Origin of the sequence: Erwinia sp. HR93 (genome assembly GCF_034555055.1) — a bacterium.
GTDB lineage: Bacteria > Pseudomonadota > Gammaproteobacteria > Enterobacterales > Enterobacteriaceae > Apirhabdus > Apirhabdus apintestini.
Genome location: NZ_JAXUDP010000001.1, coordinates 2,919,836 through 2,939,103 on the forward strand (window position 1 = coordinate 2,919,836; position 19,268 = coordinate 2,939,103).

Sequence of the window (19,268 nt, forward strand, 5' to 3'; positions counted from 1 at the left end):
ATGCTTGACGTCGCGGGCTATGAGCTTAGCGCTGAAGATCGGGAAATTTTACAGCATCCGCTGGTTGGCGGGTTGATCCTCTTTACCCGTAATTACCACGATCCTCAGCAGTTACGTGAGCTGGTGCGCCAGATCCGCGAGGCGTCGCGGCAGCGTCTGGTGGTAGCGGTCGACCAGGAAGGGGGGCGCGTACAGCGTTTTCGTGAAGGGTTTACCGCACTGCCTGCCGCGCAGTCCTTTGCTGCGCTTTTGGGCTTGGAGCAGGGCGTGCAATTGGCGCGTGAGGCTGGGTGGCTAATGGCCAGTGAAATGATAGCCATGGACATTGATATTAGTTTTGCGCCCGTATTGGACGTTGGCCACGTTAGCGCCGCCATTGGCGAACGGGCCTGGCACGATGACCCGAAATACGTGGTTCAGCTTGCGGGTAGCGCCATTGATGGAATGCGCAGCGCGGGCATGAAAAGCACCGGCAAACATTTCCCCGGACACGGTGCGGTGAGCGCAGATTCTCATAAAGAGACACCGTACGACTCGCGCCCGCTGTCAGAAATTCGTCAACGCGATATGGCGGTGTTTCAGGCGCTGATTGCCCAGAATAAGCTGGATGCGATAATGCCGGCGCACGTTATTTATCACGATGCCGATGCTCGTCCGGCCAGCGCTTCTCCCTACTGGCTTAAGACAGTATTACGCTCGGAGCTGGGTTTTGACGGCGTGATTTTCTCCGATGATTTATCGATGGAAGGCGCGGCAATCATGGGCGGCTATCCGGCGCGCGCGCGGGCCGCGCTTGAGGCCGGGTGTGATATGGCGTTAGTCTGTAATAATCGTAGCGGTGCGATTGAGATACTGGATAGTCTTGCGCCGCAGAGCGCGCCGCGCGTTGCGAAACTGTACCATACTGGTTCTTTGACGCGTCAGGCGCTCATGGATTCGCCGCGCTGGAAGCAGGTTAATCGCGACTTGACCGAACTCAATGTGCGCTGGCAGGCCTGTAAATCAGCACAGTGACGCACAAAGTACTATCTGGATGATGTTCTGATGCAGTGAGGATGTAATGATAATCTATCTACACGGTTTTGACTCAAACAGCCCGGGCAACCATGAAAAGGTATTGCAGCTCCAGTTTATCGATCCCGACGTCAGGTTGATAAGCTATAGCACGCTGCACCCAAAACACGATATGCAGCATCTTTTACGGGAAGTAGATAAGATGCTGCAGCTCAATATCGATGACCGCCCGTTAATTTGTGGCGTTGGGCTTGGCGGCTACTGGGCCGAGCGCATTGGTTTTCTGTGCGATATGCGGCAGGTGATTTTTAATCCTAATTTATTTCCTTATGAAAATATGGAAGGCAAAATCGATCGCCCGGAAGAGTATTTGGATATCGCCACGAAATGCGTGGAAAACTTCCGCGAGAAAAACCGCGATCGCTGTATGACGATTTTGTCCCGGCAGGATGAGGCGCTGGACAGCCAAAGTACCGCGAAAGTGCTGCATCCTTTCTATGAGATAATCTGGGATGAAGAGCAAACGCATAAATTCAAAAATATCTCGCCGCATTTACAGCGCATTAAAGCGTTTAAAACGCTGGGATAGCTCTCCCCCACTTCAAATAAGACGATCCGGCAGGCGAGTCGTGATATGTGAATCGCTGTCGGCGTCATTGCGTATGCGCTTCCTCTCTTAACACACCGTCCCTTCATCGCGGGCAAAACCGGCGCGTATTAATCGCTCCGGAGCAGCGCCGTTTTACAGTGATAAAACGCAGCGAGCGCCAGCGCAATGCTTCGTCTGGCAACCCTCTTTTTTGCTTCATATACAAAAAATCATTCTGCGCCTTCGCACGATCTTGGTGAAAATTGATTCATATCAATTTTGGTATGACCAATATGCCATTCATGATATTCTTATCGGGTTTATCGTTTCAGCCATGATAAATGAGTGTTAATAAAAATATTTTGGCCCCACTTTTTCGGGGCGACGTATGAATTAAAGAGGTGCTTACATTGGGTACGGCAATGCAGAAAATCGTTATCGTCGGCGGCGGTGCGGGTGGCCTTGAACTGGCGACACAGCTTGGAAAAAAATTAGGACGTTCTAAAAAAGCGGAAATTACGCTGGTTGACAGAAATAATAGTCACCTGTGGAAACCGCTGCTACATGAAGTCGCAACCGGATCGCTGGATGAAGGCGTAGATGCGCTGAGTTATCTCGCGCATGCCCGTCACCATCACTTCCAGTTTCAGCTCGGTTCAGTGATGGATATTAACCGGGAGCAGAAAACGGTCACTCTCGCCGCGCTGCGCGATGAAAAGGGCGATGTGCTCGTGCCCGAACGTTACCTGAGCTACGATACGCTGGTGATGGCGCTGGGGAGCACATCGAATGATTTCAATACTCCTGGCGTTAAAGAAAACTGCATTTTTCTTGATAATCCACACCAGGCCAAACGCTTTCATCAGCAGATGCTGAATTTGTTTTTAAAATATTCGGCGAACGCGAGCGCTGGCGGAAAGGTCAATATTGCAATCGTTGGCGGTGGTGCAACCGGCGTAGAGCTTTCTGCGGAGTTATATAATGCGGTGAAACAGCTGCACAGTTATGGCTATAAAGGCCTGACCAGCGAGGCGCTTAATGTGACCCTAATTGAGGCCGGTGAGCGCATTCTCCCGGCGCTGCCGCCCCGTATCTCAAACGCGGCGCACAGTGAGTTAACGCAGCTTGGCGTACGGGTGTTAACCCAAACCATGGTGACCAGCGCGCAGGCCGATGGATTAAATACCAAAGACGGTGAATTTATTCAGGCCGACCTCATGGTATGGGCGGCAGGCATTAAAGCGCCTGATTTTATGAAAGAAATTGGCGGGCTGGAAACCAACCGTATTAACCAGCTTATGGTTGAGCCGACGCTACAAACCACGCGCGACGCGACTATTTTCGCCATTGGCGACTGCGCGTCTTGCCCACGCCCGGAAGGCGGGTTTGTCCCGCCCCGCGCGCAGGCGGCTCATCAAATGGCGTCGTGCGTATTGCACAATATTTTAGCGCAGCGTAGGGGAAGGGCACTCAAAAGCTATCTGTATAAGGATCACGGTTCTCTGGTCTCGCTATCGCGTTTTTCAACCGTAGGCAGCCTGATGGGCAACCTGATGCGTGGCTCTATGATGGTTGAAGGCAGAATGGCGAGATTAGTGTATGTTTCTCTTTATCGTATGCATCAGGTTGCGCTGCACGGTTATTTTAAAACCGCCCTCATGATACTGGTCGGCAGTATTAACCGGGTGATCCGCCCGCGATTAAAATTGCATTAATAACCGCGATATGCGCCCTTCCGGGGCGCATATTTTCGCCCCACGTTCAATCTCTCTCTCTGCGCTCAATTCTTCATTTATGTCATTATTAGTCGCAAGAAAGCGCCCGACAATCAACTTTATAGGGGCAGCTGATATCTATTCGCACTCCACAGTGAAAGTGGGAGTACTCCTAAATACCCTTTGTTAACGCATGATTCTGCATTTTTCATCCTGTTTCTGATTGGTGAGCGTGTTAATGATGTTGCAGAATTGTTCAATGACACTGTGCGAAGGAGGTTGTGTGAATAAATCAATGTTGGCGGGTATCGGTATTGGTGCCGCGGCGGCGCTGGGCGTAGCCGCAGTGGCCGGGCTTGATGTTTTTAGTCCGGCTCCCCAGTATGCGCAGGTGGTATCCGCGAAACCGATTAATGAAACGATAAAAACCCCGCGTAATGTTTGTCGAAATGTTACCGTTGCGCACCGGGCGCCGGTGCAGGATGAAAATCGCTTAATTGGTTCCGCACTTGGGGCCGTGGCTGGCGGTGTTATCGGGCACCAGTTTGGCGGCGGTAGGGGCAAAGATGTTGCGACCGTCGCAGGGGCGCTGGGCGGGGGTTACGCCGGTAATCAAATTCAGGGTGCGATGCAAGATAATGATACCCGCTCCTCGGCGCAGCGCCGGTGCCGTACCGTTTATGATAAGACGCAAAAGCGCGTGGGTTACGATGTCACCTATAAAATAGGGAACCGCACCGGGAAAATCCGGATGGATAACGATCCTGGCAGCCAAATACCGCTTAACAAAAACGGGCAGCTAAAACTGGATCAGTCTGCCTGAGTGAAATAGTCGGCGCTTTCACATGTGTTGGAATTTCACCTTAAAATCGCCATTTTTTTACCGCTAGTTTTTGTTTATAAATATAAAAATAAATAAGAAGGTGAATATTCGCCACTCCAGGGCCAGTGGCAGGACGACCATCGCGATAGCGAGCAGCCGCATAATGCTATCGCGAGATTGGTATGCTCACTGTTTCAGAAACATAATCAGGGCCGGTTTTTCGTGGCCGTAACCGTATATCGGCAGGTGAGTCATGCCGTTCAACGATTTATCTATACTCCACACTTCACCATGTCCAATTAAGGCGTATCGCGGGGCGATAAAGCCCGCATTTTGGTGAGGTGGCGTAATATCGTGAATACCTGCCTGTACCGGCAATCTACTTCTTCACCGGCGGCGGGGCGTTTTCAGCCCGTGGCGTATATTCTTTCAGATGAAATGCAAAACCCCTTATCGGCAGGTACCTGCCGATAAGGGGTTTTTTAAGTCAGGCAATCCAGCAGCGTCAGGCTATCGCATTTACTTCCAGTTGATTGAGGAAACTCTGCACCCAGTCGAGCCGAATTTTCCGCTCCGCCAACTCTTGGGTAAAACGCAGGCGGGTTGGCCCATCCAGCCTGTAGCGCTGGGGTTCTTGTTGCAGTAAACCAATCAGCCACGCAGGATCGATGTGATTCTTTTCATTGAACTCGATAACCCCGCCTTTATCGTTCGCCTCAAGTTTTCGTACGCCGAGCGACTGTGCCCGCTGCCGCAGCCGGGCAATATCCAGCAGATTACGGGCGGCATCCGGAAGGGTGCCGAAACGGTCGATCAATTCGACCTTAATTTCGTTGAGTTCTGCGTCATCTTTGGCGCTGGCGATGCGCTTATAGAAGGAGAGACGCGTATTAACATCCGGGATAAAATCCTGCGGTAGCAGGGACGGCATGCGCAATTCAACCTCGGTTTGCTGGCTGGTGAGATCGTCAAGTGACGGCTCCCGACCTTCTTTCAGCGCATCGACCGCGTTTTCCAGCAGCTCCATATACAAAGAGAAGCCGATACTCTCCATTTGTCCGCTTTGCCCTTCGCCTAATAGCTCGCCGGCTCCGCGGATTTCCAGATCGTGAGTCGCCAGTGCGAAACCGGCGCCGAGATCTTCAAGTGAGGCGATCGCTTCCAGCCGCTTTTGTGCGTCGGTGGTCATCGCTTTAGGATGCGGGGTCAACAGCCAGGCATAGGCCTGATGATGCGAACGCCCCACGCGCCCGCGCAATTGGTGAAGCTGTGCCAGCCCGAAATGATCGGCCCGCTCAATAATAATGGTATTGGCCGTCGGAATATCGATGCCGGTTTCTATAATGGTGGTGCAAACCAGCACATTAAAGCGCTGGTGGTGGAAATCATTCATCACGCGTTCCAGTTCGCGTTCGCGCATCTGCCCGTGGCCAACGGCGATGCGCGCCTCTGGTACCAGCTCTGCGAGCCTTTCCGCCGCTTTTTGAATATTCTCGACGTCATTGTATAAATAATAAACCTGCCCGCCGCGCAGAGTCTCACGCAGGATAGCCTCACGCACCACCAGGCTGTCATATTCGCGCACGAAGGTTTTTACCGCCAGCCGCCGCGCCGGCGGCGTGGCAATAATCGACAGATCGCGCATGCCGCTCATGGCCATATTCAGGGTGCGCGGAATAGGGGTCGCGGTTAGCGTCAGAATATCGACGTCGGCGCGCATCGCCTTAATGCGTTCTTTATGGCGCACGCCAAACCGGTGCTCTTCGTCGACGATCAGTAGCCCTAAATCGCGCCACTTTAGCCCACTGGTCAGTAATTTATGCGTGCCAATCAGAATATCAATCTTGCCTTCGGCCGCCTGTTCAAGAATCTGATTTTGTTCTTTTGCACTGCGAAAGCGGGAAAGCATCTCAATGCGAACCGGCCAGTTGGCGAAGCGATCGAGAAAATTATCATAGTGCTGCTGCGCCAGTAGCGTGGTGGGCACCAGCACCGCGACCTGTTTCGTATTTTCTACGGCGAGAAACGCCGCGCGCATCGCCACCTCAGTTTTGCCGAAACCGACGTCGCCGCACACCAGCCGGTCCATCGCCAGCGGCTGACACATATCGCTCAGCACCGCGTTAATTGCGCGCGCCTGGTCCGGCGTGGTTTCAAAAGGAAAGCCGTCGCAAAAGCGCTGGTACTGCTCTTTATCGTGTCGAAACGCAAAGCCGGCACGGGCGGCGCGGCGCGCATAAATATCCAGTAACTCGGCGGCGACATCGCGTACTTTTTCCGCCGCTTTTTGCCGGGCTTTGCTCCAGGCATCGCCGCCCAGCTTATGCAGCGGGGCGTTTTCTTCCGCACCGCCCGCGTAACGGCTAATAAGATGCAATGACGAGACCGGCACATACAGCTTTGCATCGCCCGCATAGATGAGCATAAGGTATTCTCCGGTGACGCCGCCTGTTTCAAGCGTTGTCAGGCCAGCATAGCGACCCACGCCGTGCTCCAGATGCACCACCGGCTGCCCGGGATGCAGTTCGGCCAGGTTACGGATCAGCGTATCCGGATTAATGGTGCGGCGGTTCTCCTGGCGTCGGCGCGCGACGCGCTCGCCCAGCATATCGCTTTCGCAAATTAGCGCCCGCCTGCGGGGTTCATCAATAAACCCGTGTTCGCTGGCGCCAATCATCAATCCGGATACCCCTGGCCGTGCATCTTCGAGCTGCAATAGCCGTTTGGGCGCGACTTTAATGCGTGCCAGCAGCTCGCCGAGCGCTTCACGCCGCCCCTCGCTCTCTACGGAGAAAATAACTGAACCGTCAAAGGCGTCGAGAAAGCGGCGCAGGTTATCCAGCGGCGCTTTTTGCTGCGGTTCAACGGCTAAATTTGGTAGTGGCCGATAGCCAAGGTTAACGTTGGCGGCTTTGTTCGGCAGCGTTTCCGTTTTTAACTGCACGCGCGGCCAGTTTTTTAGCTCACGGTATAGCGTTTCCGGGGGCAGCCAGAGCGTATCAGGTTCCAGAAGCGGACGCATAGGGTCGACGCGCCGGTTTTCGAACCGGGTATTCACGTCCTGCCAGAACCGCGTTGCGCTATCCTGAAGGTCGCCGGTATTAATCAGCAAAGAATTAGCCGGAAGGTAACTAAACAGCGCCGATAAAGGCTCGGCGAAAAACAGCGGTTGCCAGTATTCAATGCCCGTCGGCAGCGTGCCTTTACTGACCTGCTGATAGAGATGCTCCGCATCGCGCCGCACATCAAAGCGATCGCGCCACTGGCTGCGAAATAGCTCAATGGCAGTTTTATCCGTCGGAAATTCGTGCGCAGGCAACAAATTAATGGCCTCAACCTCTTCCTGAGTTCGCTGGCTGTCGGCGTCGAACAGGCGCAGGCTATCCAGCTCGTCGTCGAAAAAGTCCAGCCGAAACGGCTGTTCGCTGCCCATCGGCCACAGGTCCAGAAGTGCGCCGCGCGTCGCGTATTCGCCGTGCTCCATGACCTGGTCAACATGCCGATAGCCGGCCTGCTCCAGCCGCTCGCGTAATGTGTCGCGCGACAGGCGCTGACCTTTACGCATTACCAGTGCGTGGCCGTGCAGGTAATTATGCGGGCATACGCGCTGCATCAGCGTATTCACCGGTAAAATCAGTACGCCGCGGCGCATGGATGGCAGTTGATAGAGCGTGGCAAGGCGGGCGGAAACAATATCCTGATGCGGTGAGAAACTGTCGTATGGAAGCGTTTCCCAGTCGGCAAGATGGGTAACTAACTCCTGAGTAAATTGTTTGATTTCATCTTCAAGGCGCAGGGCGTTTTGCATGTCCGGGGCAATCAGAACCACCGGCCCCTGATGACGTTCTGCGATTTCTGCCACTTCACAGGCGCAGGCCGCGCCCGTTAGTTCGCCAAGCTGGCGCTGTTCGCCTGCGGCTGTGGGCAGGCTGTATCGATTTTGTTCAGACATAGACGCTCTGCTGTTACCCGCACTGCGCGCGAGTGAGATGAATGGTGTGAAAACCTGAGTGCATTATTATCCCCGAACGTATCTTATTGGCAACTACTGTAATGCGCTGCGTGAAGCGGCAGCGCGGGTGGCGGCAATTGCGCCGTGCACAATACAAGGTGATAGAAAGGGGAGGTGCAGGCGCATGATACCGACAGTAGCACTGAATTACCGCTCTGTCGGTACCGGTGCGAGGAGAAAAGCCCTTACCGCTCGGTAACCAGCTCGCGCGGCGGCGTAAAGAGCATATCGCCCGCCAGACTGTGGGAAAGGCGGCGCATGATAAGCCCGAACAGAGTACAAATCCCAAGACTCATTAAGGGATAACCAAACAATACGATATAGTGTACCGCGCCGGGGAGACGGTGGTGCCGGAATAAGCTAATGGCTACCAGACTCATCGCCTCAATTAAAATTCGGTGCGTGGTATAGATGGCGATGGTATTGGTGCCAATCACATTGAACAGCGAATGCGGATGGCTGCCCGTTTTCTGCTCGAACTTATAAAACGCTTTCATGATAAGCAATATCGACAGCATTGAGAGCGGAAGATTAACGTTCATGGCATAGAGCACCGCCGCCGCCAGCCCGGCGCCCGTCAGCAAAATCAGACTGCGTCGAATTTGCCATAACTTCATCATTTCAACCAATTGTGCGCCGTACCACGCTCCCAGCGCATAATACGGCGCGTTACGCACCACGCTGTTCATGCCCCAGTACGGCAGCGGCAAAAAGTTAATTGCGATACTTACGGCGATAAGCAGAGGCAATGCCCAGCGTTTGTGGACGTAGAGCAGTTTGCAGATAACGAAGTAAATCACCAGGGCGTAGAGATACCACAGGCTGGTGCTGGCGGTCAGCATGCTGTGAATAAACTGGCCGGGCGTTGCCGCATAGGCGGCATTGGAGGCAGGATTGTGCGTGACGGGGTCTGAGAACCAGTGATTAATATGGCTAATAAACAGCCATTGCAGCAGACCCCATAAAAGAAACACCCATACGATATTCCACACGCGTTTATTGACGCACCCGCGCCAGGGCACCTGACTCATATAACGCGTAATCAGGAAGCCTGAAATAAAGAAGAAAACCGGCATCCGAAACGGCGCCAGATATAAATTGCCATAAATCCAGAGCTTGGCGAGATAGACAGCATGCCCCTGAAGTGAAGAGATAATATGTGGATAAAATGTGATAACCGAGTGATAAATCACCACCAGGCAGATACACATTCCCTTAATCTGGTTTATCCAGAGATGCTTATTTTTCATACTCATCCAGCGGTTGGTTTAACGGTAAAAGAGCGTTGATCCTGGGAAAACTATGGCTGAGGTTTTACTCCATTTGTCTGTTTTTATCGGTTTTTGGTAAATTTAGGAAAAAGATCAGGCTGATGTTAAGGCGGAATTATTAAACATTCCTGGGTTAAAATGAGCGGAGAAGGCACTTATCTTATTGATTTGCAATTGCCTTTCTGCTGGGTAAGACTTTAAAAAAACGTTATAATTCATTTACCTGTTACGGTATCGTGGATATACTTCCCTTCAATTTGCCAAAACGCGGTTACACGAACTTCATGTATCAACCAGTGGCGTTATTCATTGGCCTGCGTTATATGCGCGGGCGCGCAGCAGACCGCTTTGGTCGTTTCGTCTCATGGCTCTCCACTATCGGCATTACGCTTGGCGTAATGGCGCTGGTTACGGTGCTGTCAGTGATGAACGGGTTTGAGCGTGAATTACAAAATACCATCCTGGGTTTAATGCCTCAGGCTCTCATCACCTCTGATTCCGGCTCTATCGACCCCCGGCGCTTTCCTGCCGATAATCTAAAACTGCAGGGCGTTTCAGCGACCGCGCCGCTTACTACCGGCGATGTGGTACTGCAAAGCGCGCGCAGCGTAGCGGTTGGCGTCATGCTGGGAATCGATCCCGCACGCCGTGATCCGCTCACGCCTTATCTGACGAATGTGGAGCAGCGCGCGTTAGCTGGCGGCCAGTACAATGTAATTTTAGGTGAACAGCTAGCCAGCCAGTTGGGCGTGCGCCGTGGCGATACCATTCGCCTGATGGTGCCCTCCGCCAGCCAGTTTACGCCAATGGGGCGCTTACCGAGCCAGCGCCTGTTTACCGTTATTGGAACCTTCGCGGCGAATAGCGAAGTGGACAGTTACCAGATGCTGGTCAATATCCAGGACGCCTCGCGCTTAATGCGCTATCCCGCAGGTAACATTACCGGCTGGCGTTTGTATCTGAACAATCCGCTGGCGGTAGACGTGCTATCCGAGCAGGCGCGCCCGCAGGGCACGGTTTTGAAAGACTGGCGTGAACGCAAAGGCGAGTTATTCCAGGCCGTCAAAATGGAAAAAAACATGATGGGGCTGCTGCTGAGCCTGATAGTCGCCGTCGCTGCATTTAACATCATTACTTCACTGGGATTAATGGTGATGGAAAAGCAGGGCGAGGTGGCTATTTTACAGACTCAGGGGTTAACCCGCCGCCAGATTATGGCAGTCTTTATGGTGCAGGGCGCCAGCGCCGGTATTATCGGCGCGCTATTAGGCGCGGTGCTGGGTGTTATTCTGGCCAGTCAGTTGAATACGCTGGCGCCGGCTATCGGCGCCGCACTCGATGGCGCCTCGCTGCCGGTAGCCATTGAGCCGCTGCAGGTGGTTGCGATTGCCGCTGCGGCGATGCTGGTGGCACTACTTTCTACGTTTTATCCGTCCTGGCGCGCTGCCGCCACTCAACCCGCCGAGGCTTTACGCTATGAGTAACTCTGTCCTGCTACAGTGCGATAAATTGTGCAAACGTTATCAGGAAGGCAACGTGAAAACGGATGTCCTGCATGATGTCAGCTTTAGCGTACAGCGCGGCGATATGATGGCGATTGTCGGGAGCTCTGGCTCGGGGAAAAGCACCCTGCTGCATTTGCTCGGCGGCCTGGATACTCCCACGTCCGGCGATGTCATTTTTGACGGGCGCTCGCTAAGCGGCATGAGCGGGGCTGAGAAAGCGGATCTGCGTAACCGGGAACTTGGTTTTATCTATCAGTTCCACCACCTGCTGCCGGATTTCACCGCGCTGGAAAACGTCGCCATGCCGCTGTTGATTGGGCGCCAGAAGGGGGCGCAGATTACCGCGCGCGCGCAGGAAATGCTGGCGGCGGTCGGCTTAGAGCATCGGGCCGGGCATCGCCCCTCTGAACTTTCCGGCGGAGAGCGCCAGCGCGTGGCTATCGCGCGCGCGCTCGTGAATAACCCGCGTTTGGTGCTGGCGGATGAACCCACCGGCAACCTGGATGCGCGCAATGCGGACGCCATTTTTAACCTACTGGGCCTTCTCAACGAAAAACAAGGTACCGCGTTCCTGGTTGTTACCCACGATTTGCACCTGGCGCAGCGTATGACCCAGCGTCTGGAAATGCGTGACGGGCAGCTTAGCGGTGCAGCGCCGTTTGCGGAGGCACGGTAATGGCCGCGCCTCTTTCCCTGTTGATTGGCCTGCGCTTTAGCCGCGGGCGGCGGCGCGGCGGAATGGTATCGCTTATCTCCGTGATTTCCACAATAGGCATTGCACTGGGCGTGGCGGTGCTTATCGTCGGGCTAAGCGCGATGAACGGTTTTGAGCGCGAGCTGAATAACCGCATCCTCGCGGTGGTGCCGCATGGGGAGATAGAACCGGTTAATCAGCCGTTTTCAGGCTGGCGCGATACGCTTTCTCGCATAGAGAAAGTCAGCGGCATTGAAGCGGCGGCACCGTACGTAAACTTTACCGGGCTGGTGGAAAGCGGCGCGAATATGCGCGCTATCCAGGTAAAGGGCGTTTCCCCTGAACAGGAACTGCGACTGAGCACGCTGCCGCGCTTTGTACAAGACGGCGCCTGGGGCGGTTTCCACGCCGGTGCGCAGCAAATTATCATCGGCGGCGGCGTGGCGCAGTCGCTCAAGGTAAAGCGCGGCGACTGGATCTCCATCATGATCCCGAATACCGATGCCGGACACGATTTGCGCCAGCCAAAGCGAGTGCGTATGCAGGTTCAGGGTATTTTGCAGCTTAGCGGCCAACTCGACCATAATTTCGCCATGATACCGCTGCAGGATGCGCAGCAATACCTCGGTATGGGTGACAGTGTCACAGGTATCGCCGTTAAAGTGGATGACGTATTTAAAGCAAATCAGCGCGTGCGGGCTGCCGGAGAAGTGACTAACGCTTACGTCTATATTAAAAGCTGGATTGGCACCTATGGATATATGTATCGCGATATTCAAATGATCCGCGCCATTATGTATTTAGCGATGGTGTTAGTTATCGGCGTCGCCTGTTTCAATATTGTTTCGACGCTGGTGATGGCCGTGAAGGATAAAAGCAGTGACATCGCGGTGCTGCGCACGCTGGGGGCAAAAGACGGGCTTATCCGCGCCGTGTTTATCTGGTATGGGCTGATGGCCGGTCTGTTTGGCAGCGTCATTGGCGCTGCGATCGGCGTCTTCGCCGCCTGGCGCCTGACGGATATTATCGCGCTCATTGAGCGTATATCCGGCCATCATTTCTTATCCGGTAAAATCTATTTTATTGATTTTCTACCTTCAGAGTTGCACTGGATGGACGTGGTCTACGTCCTTGGTACCGCTCTGGCACTGAGTCTGCTTGCGAGCTGGTATCCTGCGAGGCGTGCCAGCAATATCGATCCCGCCCGCGTTTTAAGCGGCCAGTAAGCGCAGCGGGGGAAGGATGTACTACGGTTTTGATATCGGCGGCAGCAAAATCGCGCTTGGAGTATATAACTCGCAGCGACAGTTGCTTCAGGAGCGGCGTATCGCCACGCCGCATGATGACTATCACCGTTTTATTCAGGCGATTATTCGGCTGGTTACAGAAATGGATGCGCAATACGGTGAAGCGGGGAGCGTGGGGATCGGGATACCCGGCACGCCGCGCACCGCGCAGGGGCTGCTCTACGCGGCAAACCTGCCTGCTGCGAGCGGGCACCCGCTGGCAGAGGATTTAAGCCGATTGCTAACGCGCGAGGTGCGCATTGAAAACGATGCGAATTGTTTCGCGCTATCCGAAGCCTGGGACGACGAATTTCGCAGCGCCCCGGTTGTGATGGGGCTTATTTTAGGCACCGGGATGGGCGGCGGGCTGGTGGTGAATGGGCGCATCGTTAGCGGATATAACGGTCTGTGCGCTGAATTTGGTCATATGCGCTTACCCGTTGATGCGCTGGAGATCCTCGGAGCTGATATTCCCCTGATCCACTGCGCCTGCGGTCAGCGCGGCTGCATGGAAAATTACCTTTCAGGGCGCGGTTTTGCCTGGCTATACCAGCATTTCTACCAGCAGGCGCTGGACGCGCCGACGATTATTACTGCATGGGAGCAGGGCGAGGCGCAGGCCCGCCGGCACGTCGCCCGCTATCTCGCGCTGCTGGCCGTGTGTCTGGGTAATCTCCTGACCGCGTTCGATCCGGACATTGTGGTATTAGGCGGAGGGTTATCCCGGTTTTCCTGGCTGGCGCAGGCGCTGCCCGAGAACCTGGCCTCTGTGCTGTTGCCTGCGGCGCGCATTCCGCGCATAGCGCTCGCGCGCCACGGCGACGCTGGCGGTATGCGCGGCGCCGCTTTCCTTCATCTGACGGAGTAGCAATCGAAGATGGTCATACAATCACGTCGCCTGCATCGCTTAAGCCGTTTCAGAAAAAATAAACGCCAGTTACGGGAGCGGCTGCGACAGCGTATCTTTTTCCGTGACGGTCAGGCAGGAGGTGAAGACATGCCGTTACCCAGAGTGGTGGTGCTTACCGGTGCGGGTATCTCTGCCGAGTCGGGGATCCAGACATTTCGCGCCGCAGACGGGCTGTGGGAGGAACATCGGGTAGAGGATGTTGCCACGCCAGAAGGGTTCGAGCGCGATCCGGGGCTGGTGCAGCAGTTTTATAATGCCCGTCGCCGCCAGCTTCAGCAGCCGGAAATTATCCCGAATGCCGCTCATCAGGCGCTGGTTAAACTTGAAGCCGCGCTGGGCGATCGCTTTCTGCTGGTAACGCAAAATATTGATAATCTCCATGAACGCGCCGGTAGCCGCAACGTTATTCATATGCACGGTGAACTGTTGAAAGTGCGCTGTTCGCGCAGCGGTCAGGTACTGGAACGCGCTGACGATGTTGCAGTTGATGAACGCTGCCACTGCTGTCAGTTTCCCGCCCGGCTGAGACCGCACGTGGTGTGGTTTGGTGAAATGCCGATTGGAATGGATGAAATCTATCAGGCGATCGGCGCCGCCGATATTTTTATCGCGATAGGCACCTCCGGGCACGTTTACCCGGCGGCGGGTTTTGTACACGAAGCGAAACTGCAGGGGGCGCACACCGTGGAGCTTAATCTGGCCCCAAGCCAGGTGGGCAGCGAGTTCAGCGAAAAACATTATGGTCCTGCGAGCGAGGTAGTACCGGCGTTTATTGACACTCTGCTGGCCGAGGCCACAAATACTTAGCACCATGTTATCTCTTTTATTCGCGATGGGATGTCGGGCAGTGTCCGATATCCTCACCTATTCAATGCATATCGTGTTTTTAGCGCGCGGTTTAGCGCCAAACCGGCCTTAGCAAATATGCCGGATGTAACAATATTCATTATAAGGATAACGCTGTGAGCGCGTTTAAACCTGACCGGGCCGACTATAACGCGATAGTCGCCTTTATTATCGACTATATGCAGGATACGCACGATTTGCCGATGGGGCAGTTTGAGGCGGAGTCCTTCCTTGATTCGCTGGCAGAAAAAGTGATGCCGGCCATTTATAACCAGGCGCTGGAAGACGCGCAGCGAGCGCTCAGAGACATCAGCGAGCGGCTGGAAATGGAGCTGGACGCTAAGCGGATGATGTAGCGCTAAATCTCTTTTGAAAACTGCGGCGGTGAGGGTCAATGCCACCGGCGCGTTACCGGTGGCATTAAGACAAATACGGACGGTTTACCGCCCGGCTTTCAACTTCTGGTAGTAAGATTCATACAGCGCGCTGGCCGCGCCGACATCATTCTGCCATTCACCTTTTTCAATAATTGTAGCGTCCGGGTAGAGCGATTTATCATTAGCGACTTCAGGCGCCAGCAGCTTACGCGCTGCGAGATTCGGCGTCGGATAACCGATGGTTTCCGCCACCTGTTTCGCCACTTCCGGGCGTAACAGGAAATTAATGAGCTTTAACGCGCCATCGACGTTTTTAGCATTAGCGGGAATAGCCAGGCTGTCCATCCAGAAAATACCGCCTTCCTGCGGCCATACAATTTCAAGCGGTGTACCGGCCTGAGTGCGTGCCACCCAGGCCGAGCCGTTCCACACCATCCCAAGATTGACTTCGCCTTCCATATAAGGGTTCGCAGGGTTATCGGAGTTGAACGCCGCCACGTTGGGCATCAGTTTTTGCAGTTCGTGATAGGCCGCTTCGATTTGTTTCGGATCGGTGGTATTACCGGAATAACCCAGTTTTAATAGCGCCATCTGGAAGACTTCCCGCGCGTCGTCGGTAAGGAGCAGACTATTTTTATATTCCGGTTTCCAAAGGTCGGCCCAGCGGGTAACGCTTGCCGGGTCGAGGGCATCTTCATTCACGCCAATAGCGGTAGCGCCCCAGATATAGGGAATAGAATAGTCATTACTCGGATCGAAGGGTTTATTCAGCATCGCGGGATCCAGATTATGGAAATTGCTGAGTTTGCTTTTATCAATTTTCTGTAGCATGCCTTCATTACGCATTTTGGCCACGTAATACGTAGAGGGCACTACTAAATCGTAGGCGCCTTCTTTATAGGTTTTCAGCTTGGCGTACATAGTTTCATTCGACTCATAGGTCGAATAAATGACTTTGATTCCCGTCTCTTTGGTGAACTGCTCAAGAAGCCCCGGCGGTACGTATTCGGTCCAGTTATAGAAATACAGCGTTTTGCCGTCGTCGGCATGCGCCGCGGCCATCCCAAAAACCAAAGCGCTGGCCGCCAGTAAGCGACGTGACCATGTTTTCATGCGACTTCCTCGTTGCCGTCTGGCCATGGGCCAGATTGTGTGATGATGCCTTGCCCTGCGAAGAGGGCGCGATTGAGTTTACCGTGCGTTAGCCTGAGACGCGGCCCTGCGCGCCTGACTTTTGGTTTTATCTCGGGCAATTAGCTGGCTGATAATCACCAGTGCCAGTGACAGCGCCATTAAAATGGTCGCCAGCGCGTTGACTTCCGGCGATACGCCTACCTTCACCATGGAGTATATTTTGAGCGGCAGGATCTCATAGCCCGGCCCGGTGACAAACGATGACACCACAACGTCGTCCATCGAAAGCGTAAAACTTAGCAGCCATCCGGCGGCAACCGCAGGCATCGCCAGCGGCAAGATAATTTTGCCGAGGATAGTGAGTTCGCTGGCCCCCAGGTCTTTGGCGGCTTCAAGCATTCGCACATCAAAGCCTTTCAGGCGTGAATACACGGACACCACCACAAAAGGCAGGCAAAACGTAATATGCGAAAACAGCAGCGACCAGAACCCCAGCTGAATGCCCCATACCATAAACAGCACTAACAGTGAGATAGCCATTACGATATCCGGCGACATCATCACCACAAAGAGCATGCCGCTCACAAACGCCTTACCGCGAAAGCGATAGCGGTACAGGGCTACGGCGGTTAGCGCCCCAATCAGCGTAGAGAATGTGGCAGAGACGACCGCCATGGTCAGCGAGTGCTGTGCCGCCTGCAGCAGGCTGTCATTGTTCATCAGCAGCCGATACCACTGCGTACTGAATCCCTGCCAGTTAATCCCGAAACGCGACGCGTTAAAGGAGTTCACAATAAGAATAACGATGGGGATATATAAAAATGCATAAATGGCGCACATAAAGCCGCCGCGCAGCAAACGTCCCATTATTCCAGCTCCACCTTCTTATTCAGTAAGCGCGAAGCGCGCCAGTACACCAGCAGCATCAGGCCCATCACCAGCGTTAAGGTAATACTGGTAGCAGCGCCGAACGGCCAGTCGCGGATATTCAGGAACTGGCTTTTGATAACGTTGCCGATAAGCAGGTTTTTGGCCCCACCCATGAGGTCGGAGACAAAAAATAGCCCCATCGCTGGCAGCATTACCAGCAGGCAGCCGGCGATGATACCCGGCATAGTGAGTGGAATAATAATGCGTAAAAAAGTTTGTAGCTTGCTGGCACCGAGGTCGCGCGCGGCCTCCAGCAGCGGTTTATCAAGCTTTTCAATGCTGGAGTAGAGCGGTAAAACCATAAACGGCAGCAGAATATAGACCAGGCCGATAATCACCGCCGACGGCGTGTACATAATGCGTACCGGCGTATCAATCACCCCAAGCCACATCAGAAACGTATTCATGTAGCCGCGGGTGCTAAGAAAAATCTTTAGCCCATAAATACGGATCAGCGAGTTGGTCCAGAAAGGAACTATCAGTAAAAAGAGCATCAATGGACGCACTTTCTGGGGCAGATGCGCCAGAAACCAGGCGAAAGGATAGCCGAGCAGCAGGCAGGCGAAGGTCGCCATTAGCGCCAGATTCAGCGAATGCATTAGCACTTCCGCATACAGCGGATCCAACAGGCGCGAATAGTTATCCAGCGTGAAGACCAGTTTTACAAAATTCGCATCATCCCGCGTCAGGAAACTGGTGCCGATTATCATCAGATTCGGTAAAAAAACGAACACTACCAGCCAGCCAACCACGGCGGCGATAACCACATTCTGGAATTTATGCGAGCTGTTCATCAGTGAGGACGACCTCCCAGCTCTCAACCCAGGTCACGGACATTTTTTGATCCAGCGAGTGGTCGAAGTCAGGATCGTCTTCGTTAAAGAATTCGCTGACCATCACCAGTTTTCCGTTTTCCAGTTCGACGCTGGATTCCAGCGTCATGCCTTTATAATTACGCTCGCGCACATAGCCGATAAGCCCGTCGGCTTCCGCGCTGTGGTTTATCTCTTCAACGCGCAGGTCCTCGGGGCGCAGAAGAACCTTCAGACGCTGCCCCGGCGTAACCGCAAAGCCAACGTTAATGTTGCATTCCCGGCCCTCTACGCGGGCGCGTACCCGCTGCGCATCCAGCCGTTCGATAACCGTCGCCTCAAAAATATTGATTTCACCGATGAAACTGGCGACGAACAAATTTTTAGGCTCTTCGTAAATTTCGCGCGGCGTGCCGTCCTGTTCAATACGCCCGTTGCGCATAACTACGATGCGATCGGACATCGTTAGCGCTTCTTCCTGATCGTGCGTGACGAAAACAAAGGTGATACCGAGCTTACGCTGCAGCGCCTTCAGCTCGTTTTGCATCTGTTTACGCAATTTGTAGTCCAGGGCGGAGAGCGATTCGTCCAGCAGTAACAGACGCGGCTTATTCACCACGGCGCGAGCGATAGCAACGCGCTGCTGCTGACCGCCGGAAAGCTGGTGAGGTTTACGCTCCGCATATTCGCCGAGTTGCACCATTTTTAATGCTTCTTCGACGCGCGGCGTAATTTCCGCCGCCGGCGTTTTCTGCATGCGTAGCCCGAACGCCACATTGTCGAAAACCGTCATATGCGGAAACAGGGCATAGCTTTGAAAGACGGTATTAACATGGCGATGCTCGGCGGGAACGTGGGTGATATCTTGATTATCCAGCGTAATCGTTCCGCTGTCGGCGCTTTCAAGGCCTGCAATCAGCCGCAAAACCGTGGTTTTCCCACAGCCGGAAGGCCCGAGAAGCGTTAAAAATTCGCCGTGATTAATGGTCAGGGAAAGGTCGGAAATCACCGTTTTGTTATCAAAACTTTTACCGATTTCTGATAGATGCACCAGCGGTAAATGTGAACCTGTCTTAATTGTCAATTTTTTACTTTGTCCCATATCGACGCGTCGGGTGACTTCCCGGCGCAGGGTGTGTGGCTTACCCCCCTCAGGGTCCGAAAGGCCATACGTTAACCTGTTGTTTCATACGGCCTGAAGAGCGGCATTCTACGGCAATCTGCACTAATCGCCAATGCCCACCGCGCATTCACAGCGCGAGCGGCTAAGCTGTATGGAGCCTGATACTTTAACGGTCGCTTTAATTGTAAACAGCGCGCAGTAATGAATGAAGGAAATAATTTCGCTGT

General features: G+C 54.0%; 16 protein-coding genes. 10 read left to right on the forward strand and 6 right to left on the reverse strand.

Annotation, left to right across the window (positions count from 1 at the left end; all coding sequences use genetic code 11):
- The 4 genes from nagZ to SFA31_RS13705 all read left to right on the forward strand — a co-directional run bounded on the left by nagZ (position 1) and on the right by SFA31_RS13705 (position 4,141).
- Positions 1–1,014, forward strand: coding sequence for a beta-N-acetylhexosaminidase (nagZ, locus tag SFA31_RS13690; RefSeq protein ID WP_322839372.1), 1,014 nt, complete (start codon positions 1–3; stop codon positions 1,012–1,014).
- A gap of 46 nt (positions 1,015–1,060) precedes the next feature.
- Positions 1,061–1,603 (forward strand): alpha/beta hydrolase YcfP, encoded by a 543-nt coding sequence (gene ycfP / locus SFA31_RS13695; RefSeq protein ID WP_322838474.1) that lies wholly within the window; start codon positions 1,061–1,063, stop codon positions 1,601–1,603.
- A 422-nt stretch (positions 1,604–2,025) separates the two neighbouring features.
- A complete protein-coding gene (locus tag SFA31_RS13700; protein ID WP_416208331.1) occupies positions 2,026–3,318 on the forward strand; it encodes an NAD(P)/FAD-dependent oxidoreductase in 1,293 nt (430 codons plus the stop codon).
- Between the two features lie 283 nt (positions 3,319–3,601).
- On the forward strand, positions 3,602–4,141 hold the full coding sequence (locus SFA31_RS13705; protein ID WP_322838476.1) for a glycine zipper 2TM domain-containing protein: 540 nt from the start codon (positions 3,602–3,604) through the stop codon (positions 4,139–4,141).
- Between the two features lie 505 nt (positions 4,142–4,646).
- On the opposite strand, the gene mfd is transcribed toward SFA31_RS13705, so the two are convergent.
- Both mfd and SFA31_RS13715 read right to left on the reverse strand, forming a co-directional pair.
- Complete coding sequence (gene mfd / locus SFA31_RS13710; RefSeq protein WP_322838477.1) at positions 4,647–8,093, reverse strand: transcription-repair coupling factor; 3,447 nt, start codon at positions 8,091–8,093, stop codon at positions 4,647–4,649.
- Between the two features lie 245 nt (positions 8,094–8,338).
- Positions 8,339–9,403, reverse strand: a complete 1,065-nt coding sequence (locus SFA31_RS13715; protein ID WP_322838478.1) for an acyltransferase family protein — start codon at positions 9,401–9,403, stop codon at positions 8,339–8,341.
- 305 nt (positions 9,404–9,708) lie between these two features.
- On the opposite strand from SFA31_RS13715, the gene lolC reads away from it, so the two are divergent.
- From lolC to SFA31_RS13745, 6 genes are all read left to right on the forward strand, one after another.
- Positions 9,709–10,908, forward strand: a complete 1,200-nt coding sequence (lolC, locus tag SFA31_RS13720; RefSeq protein WP_322838479.1) for a lipoprotein-releasing ABC transporter permease subunit LolC — start codon at positions 9,709–9,711, stop codon at positions 10,906–10,908.
- A complete protein-coding gene (lolD, locus tag SFA31_RS13725; protein WP_322838480.1) occupies positions 10,901–11,605 on the forward strand; it encodes a lipoprotein-releasing ABC transporter ATP-binding protein LolD in 705 nt (234 codons plus the stop codon). The genes lolC and lolD overlap by 8 nt, the downstream gene beginning before the upstream one ends.
- Positions 11,605–12,849, forward strand: coding sequence for a lipoprotein-releasing ABC transporter permease subunit LolE (gene lolE, locus SFA31_RS13730; protein ID WP_322838481.1), 1,245 nt, complete (start codon positions 11,605–11,607; stop codon positions 12,847–12,849). Before lolD ends, lolE begins: the two co-directional genes overlap by 1 nt.
- A gap of 16 nt (positions 12,850–12,865) precedes the next feature.
- Entirely contained in the window at positions 12,866–13,777 is a 912-nt protein-coding gene (nagK, locus tag SFA31_RS13735) for an N-acetylglucosamine kinase (protein ID WP_322838482.1), read from the forward strand.
- A 15-nt stretch (positions 13,778–13,792) separates the two neighbouring features.
- Positions 13,793–14,626, forward strand: coding sequence for a Sir2 family NAD+-dependent deacetylase (gene cobB, locus SFA31_RS13740; RefSeq protein ID WP_322839373.1), 834 nt, complete (start codon positions 13,793–13,795; stop codon positions 14,624–14,626).
- Positions 14,627–14,781: 155 nt separating this feature from the next.
- Positions 14,782–15,021: a DUF2164 family protein gene (locus tag SFA31_RS13745; RefSeq protein ID WP_322838483.1), complete on the forward strand. Its 240-nt coding sequence runs from the start codon at positions 14,782–14,784 to the stop codon at positions 15,019–15,021.
- 84 nt (positions 15,022–15,105) lie between these two features.
- On the opposite strand, the gene potD is transcribed toward SFA31_RS13745, so the two are convergent.
- From potD to potA, 4 genes are all read right to left on the reverse strand, one after another.
- On the reverse strand, positions 15,106–16,155 hold the full coding sequence (gene potD, locus SFA31_RS13750; RefSeq protein ID WP_322838484.1) for a spermidine/putrescine ABC transporter substrate-binding protein PotD: 1,050 nt from the start codon (positions 16,153–16,155) through the stop codon (positions 15,106–15,108).
- Between the two features lie 78 nt (positions 16,156–16,233).
- Positions 16,234–17,046 carry a spermidine/putrescine ABC transporter permease PotC gene (gene potC, locus SFA31_RS13755; protein WP_322839374.1) on the reverse strand — a complete coding sequence of 271 codons (813 nt, stop codon included), beginning with the start codon at positions 17,044–17,046 and terminating at the stop codon, positions 16,234–16,236.
- Positions 17,043–17,900 (reverse strand): spermidine/putrescine ABC transporter permease PotB, encoded by an 858-nt coding sequence (gene potB, locus SFA31_RS13760; RefSeq protein WP_322838485.1) that lies wholly within the window; start codon positions 17,898–17,900, stop codon positions 17,043–17,045. Before potB ends, potC begins: the two co-directional genes overlap by 4 nt.
- Positions 17,884–19,020 (reverse strand): spermidine/putrescine ABC transporter ATP-binding protein PotA, encoded by a 1,137-nt coding sequence (potA, locus tag SFA31_RS13765; protein WP_322838486.1) that lies wholly within the window; start codon positions 19,018–19,020, stop codon positions 17,884–17,886. The genes potB and potA overlap by 17 nt, the downstream gene beginning before the upstream one ends.
- Positions 19,021–19,268 lie beyond the last annotated feature (248 nt).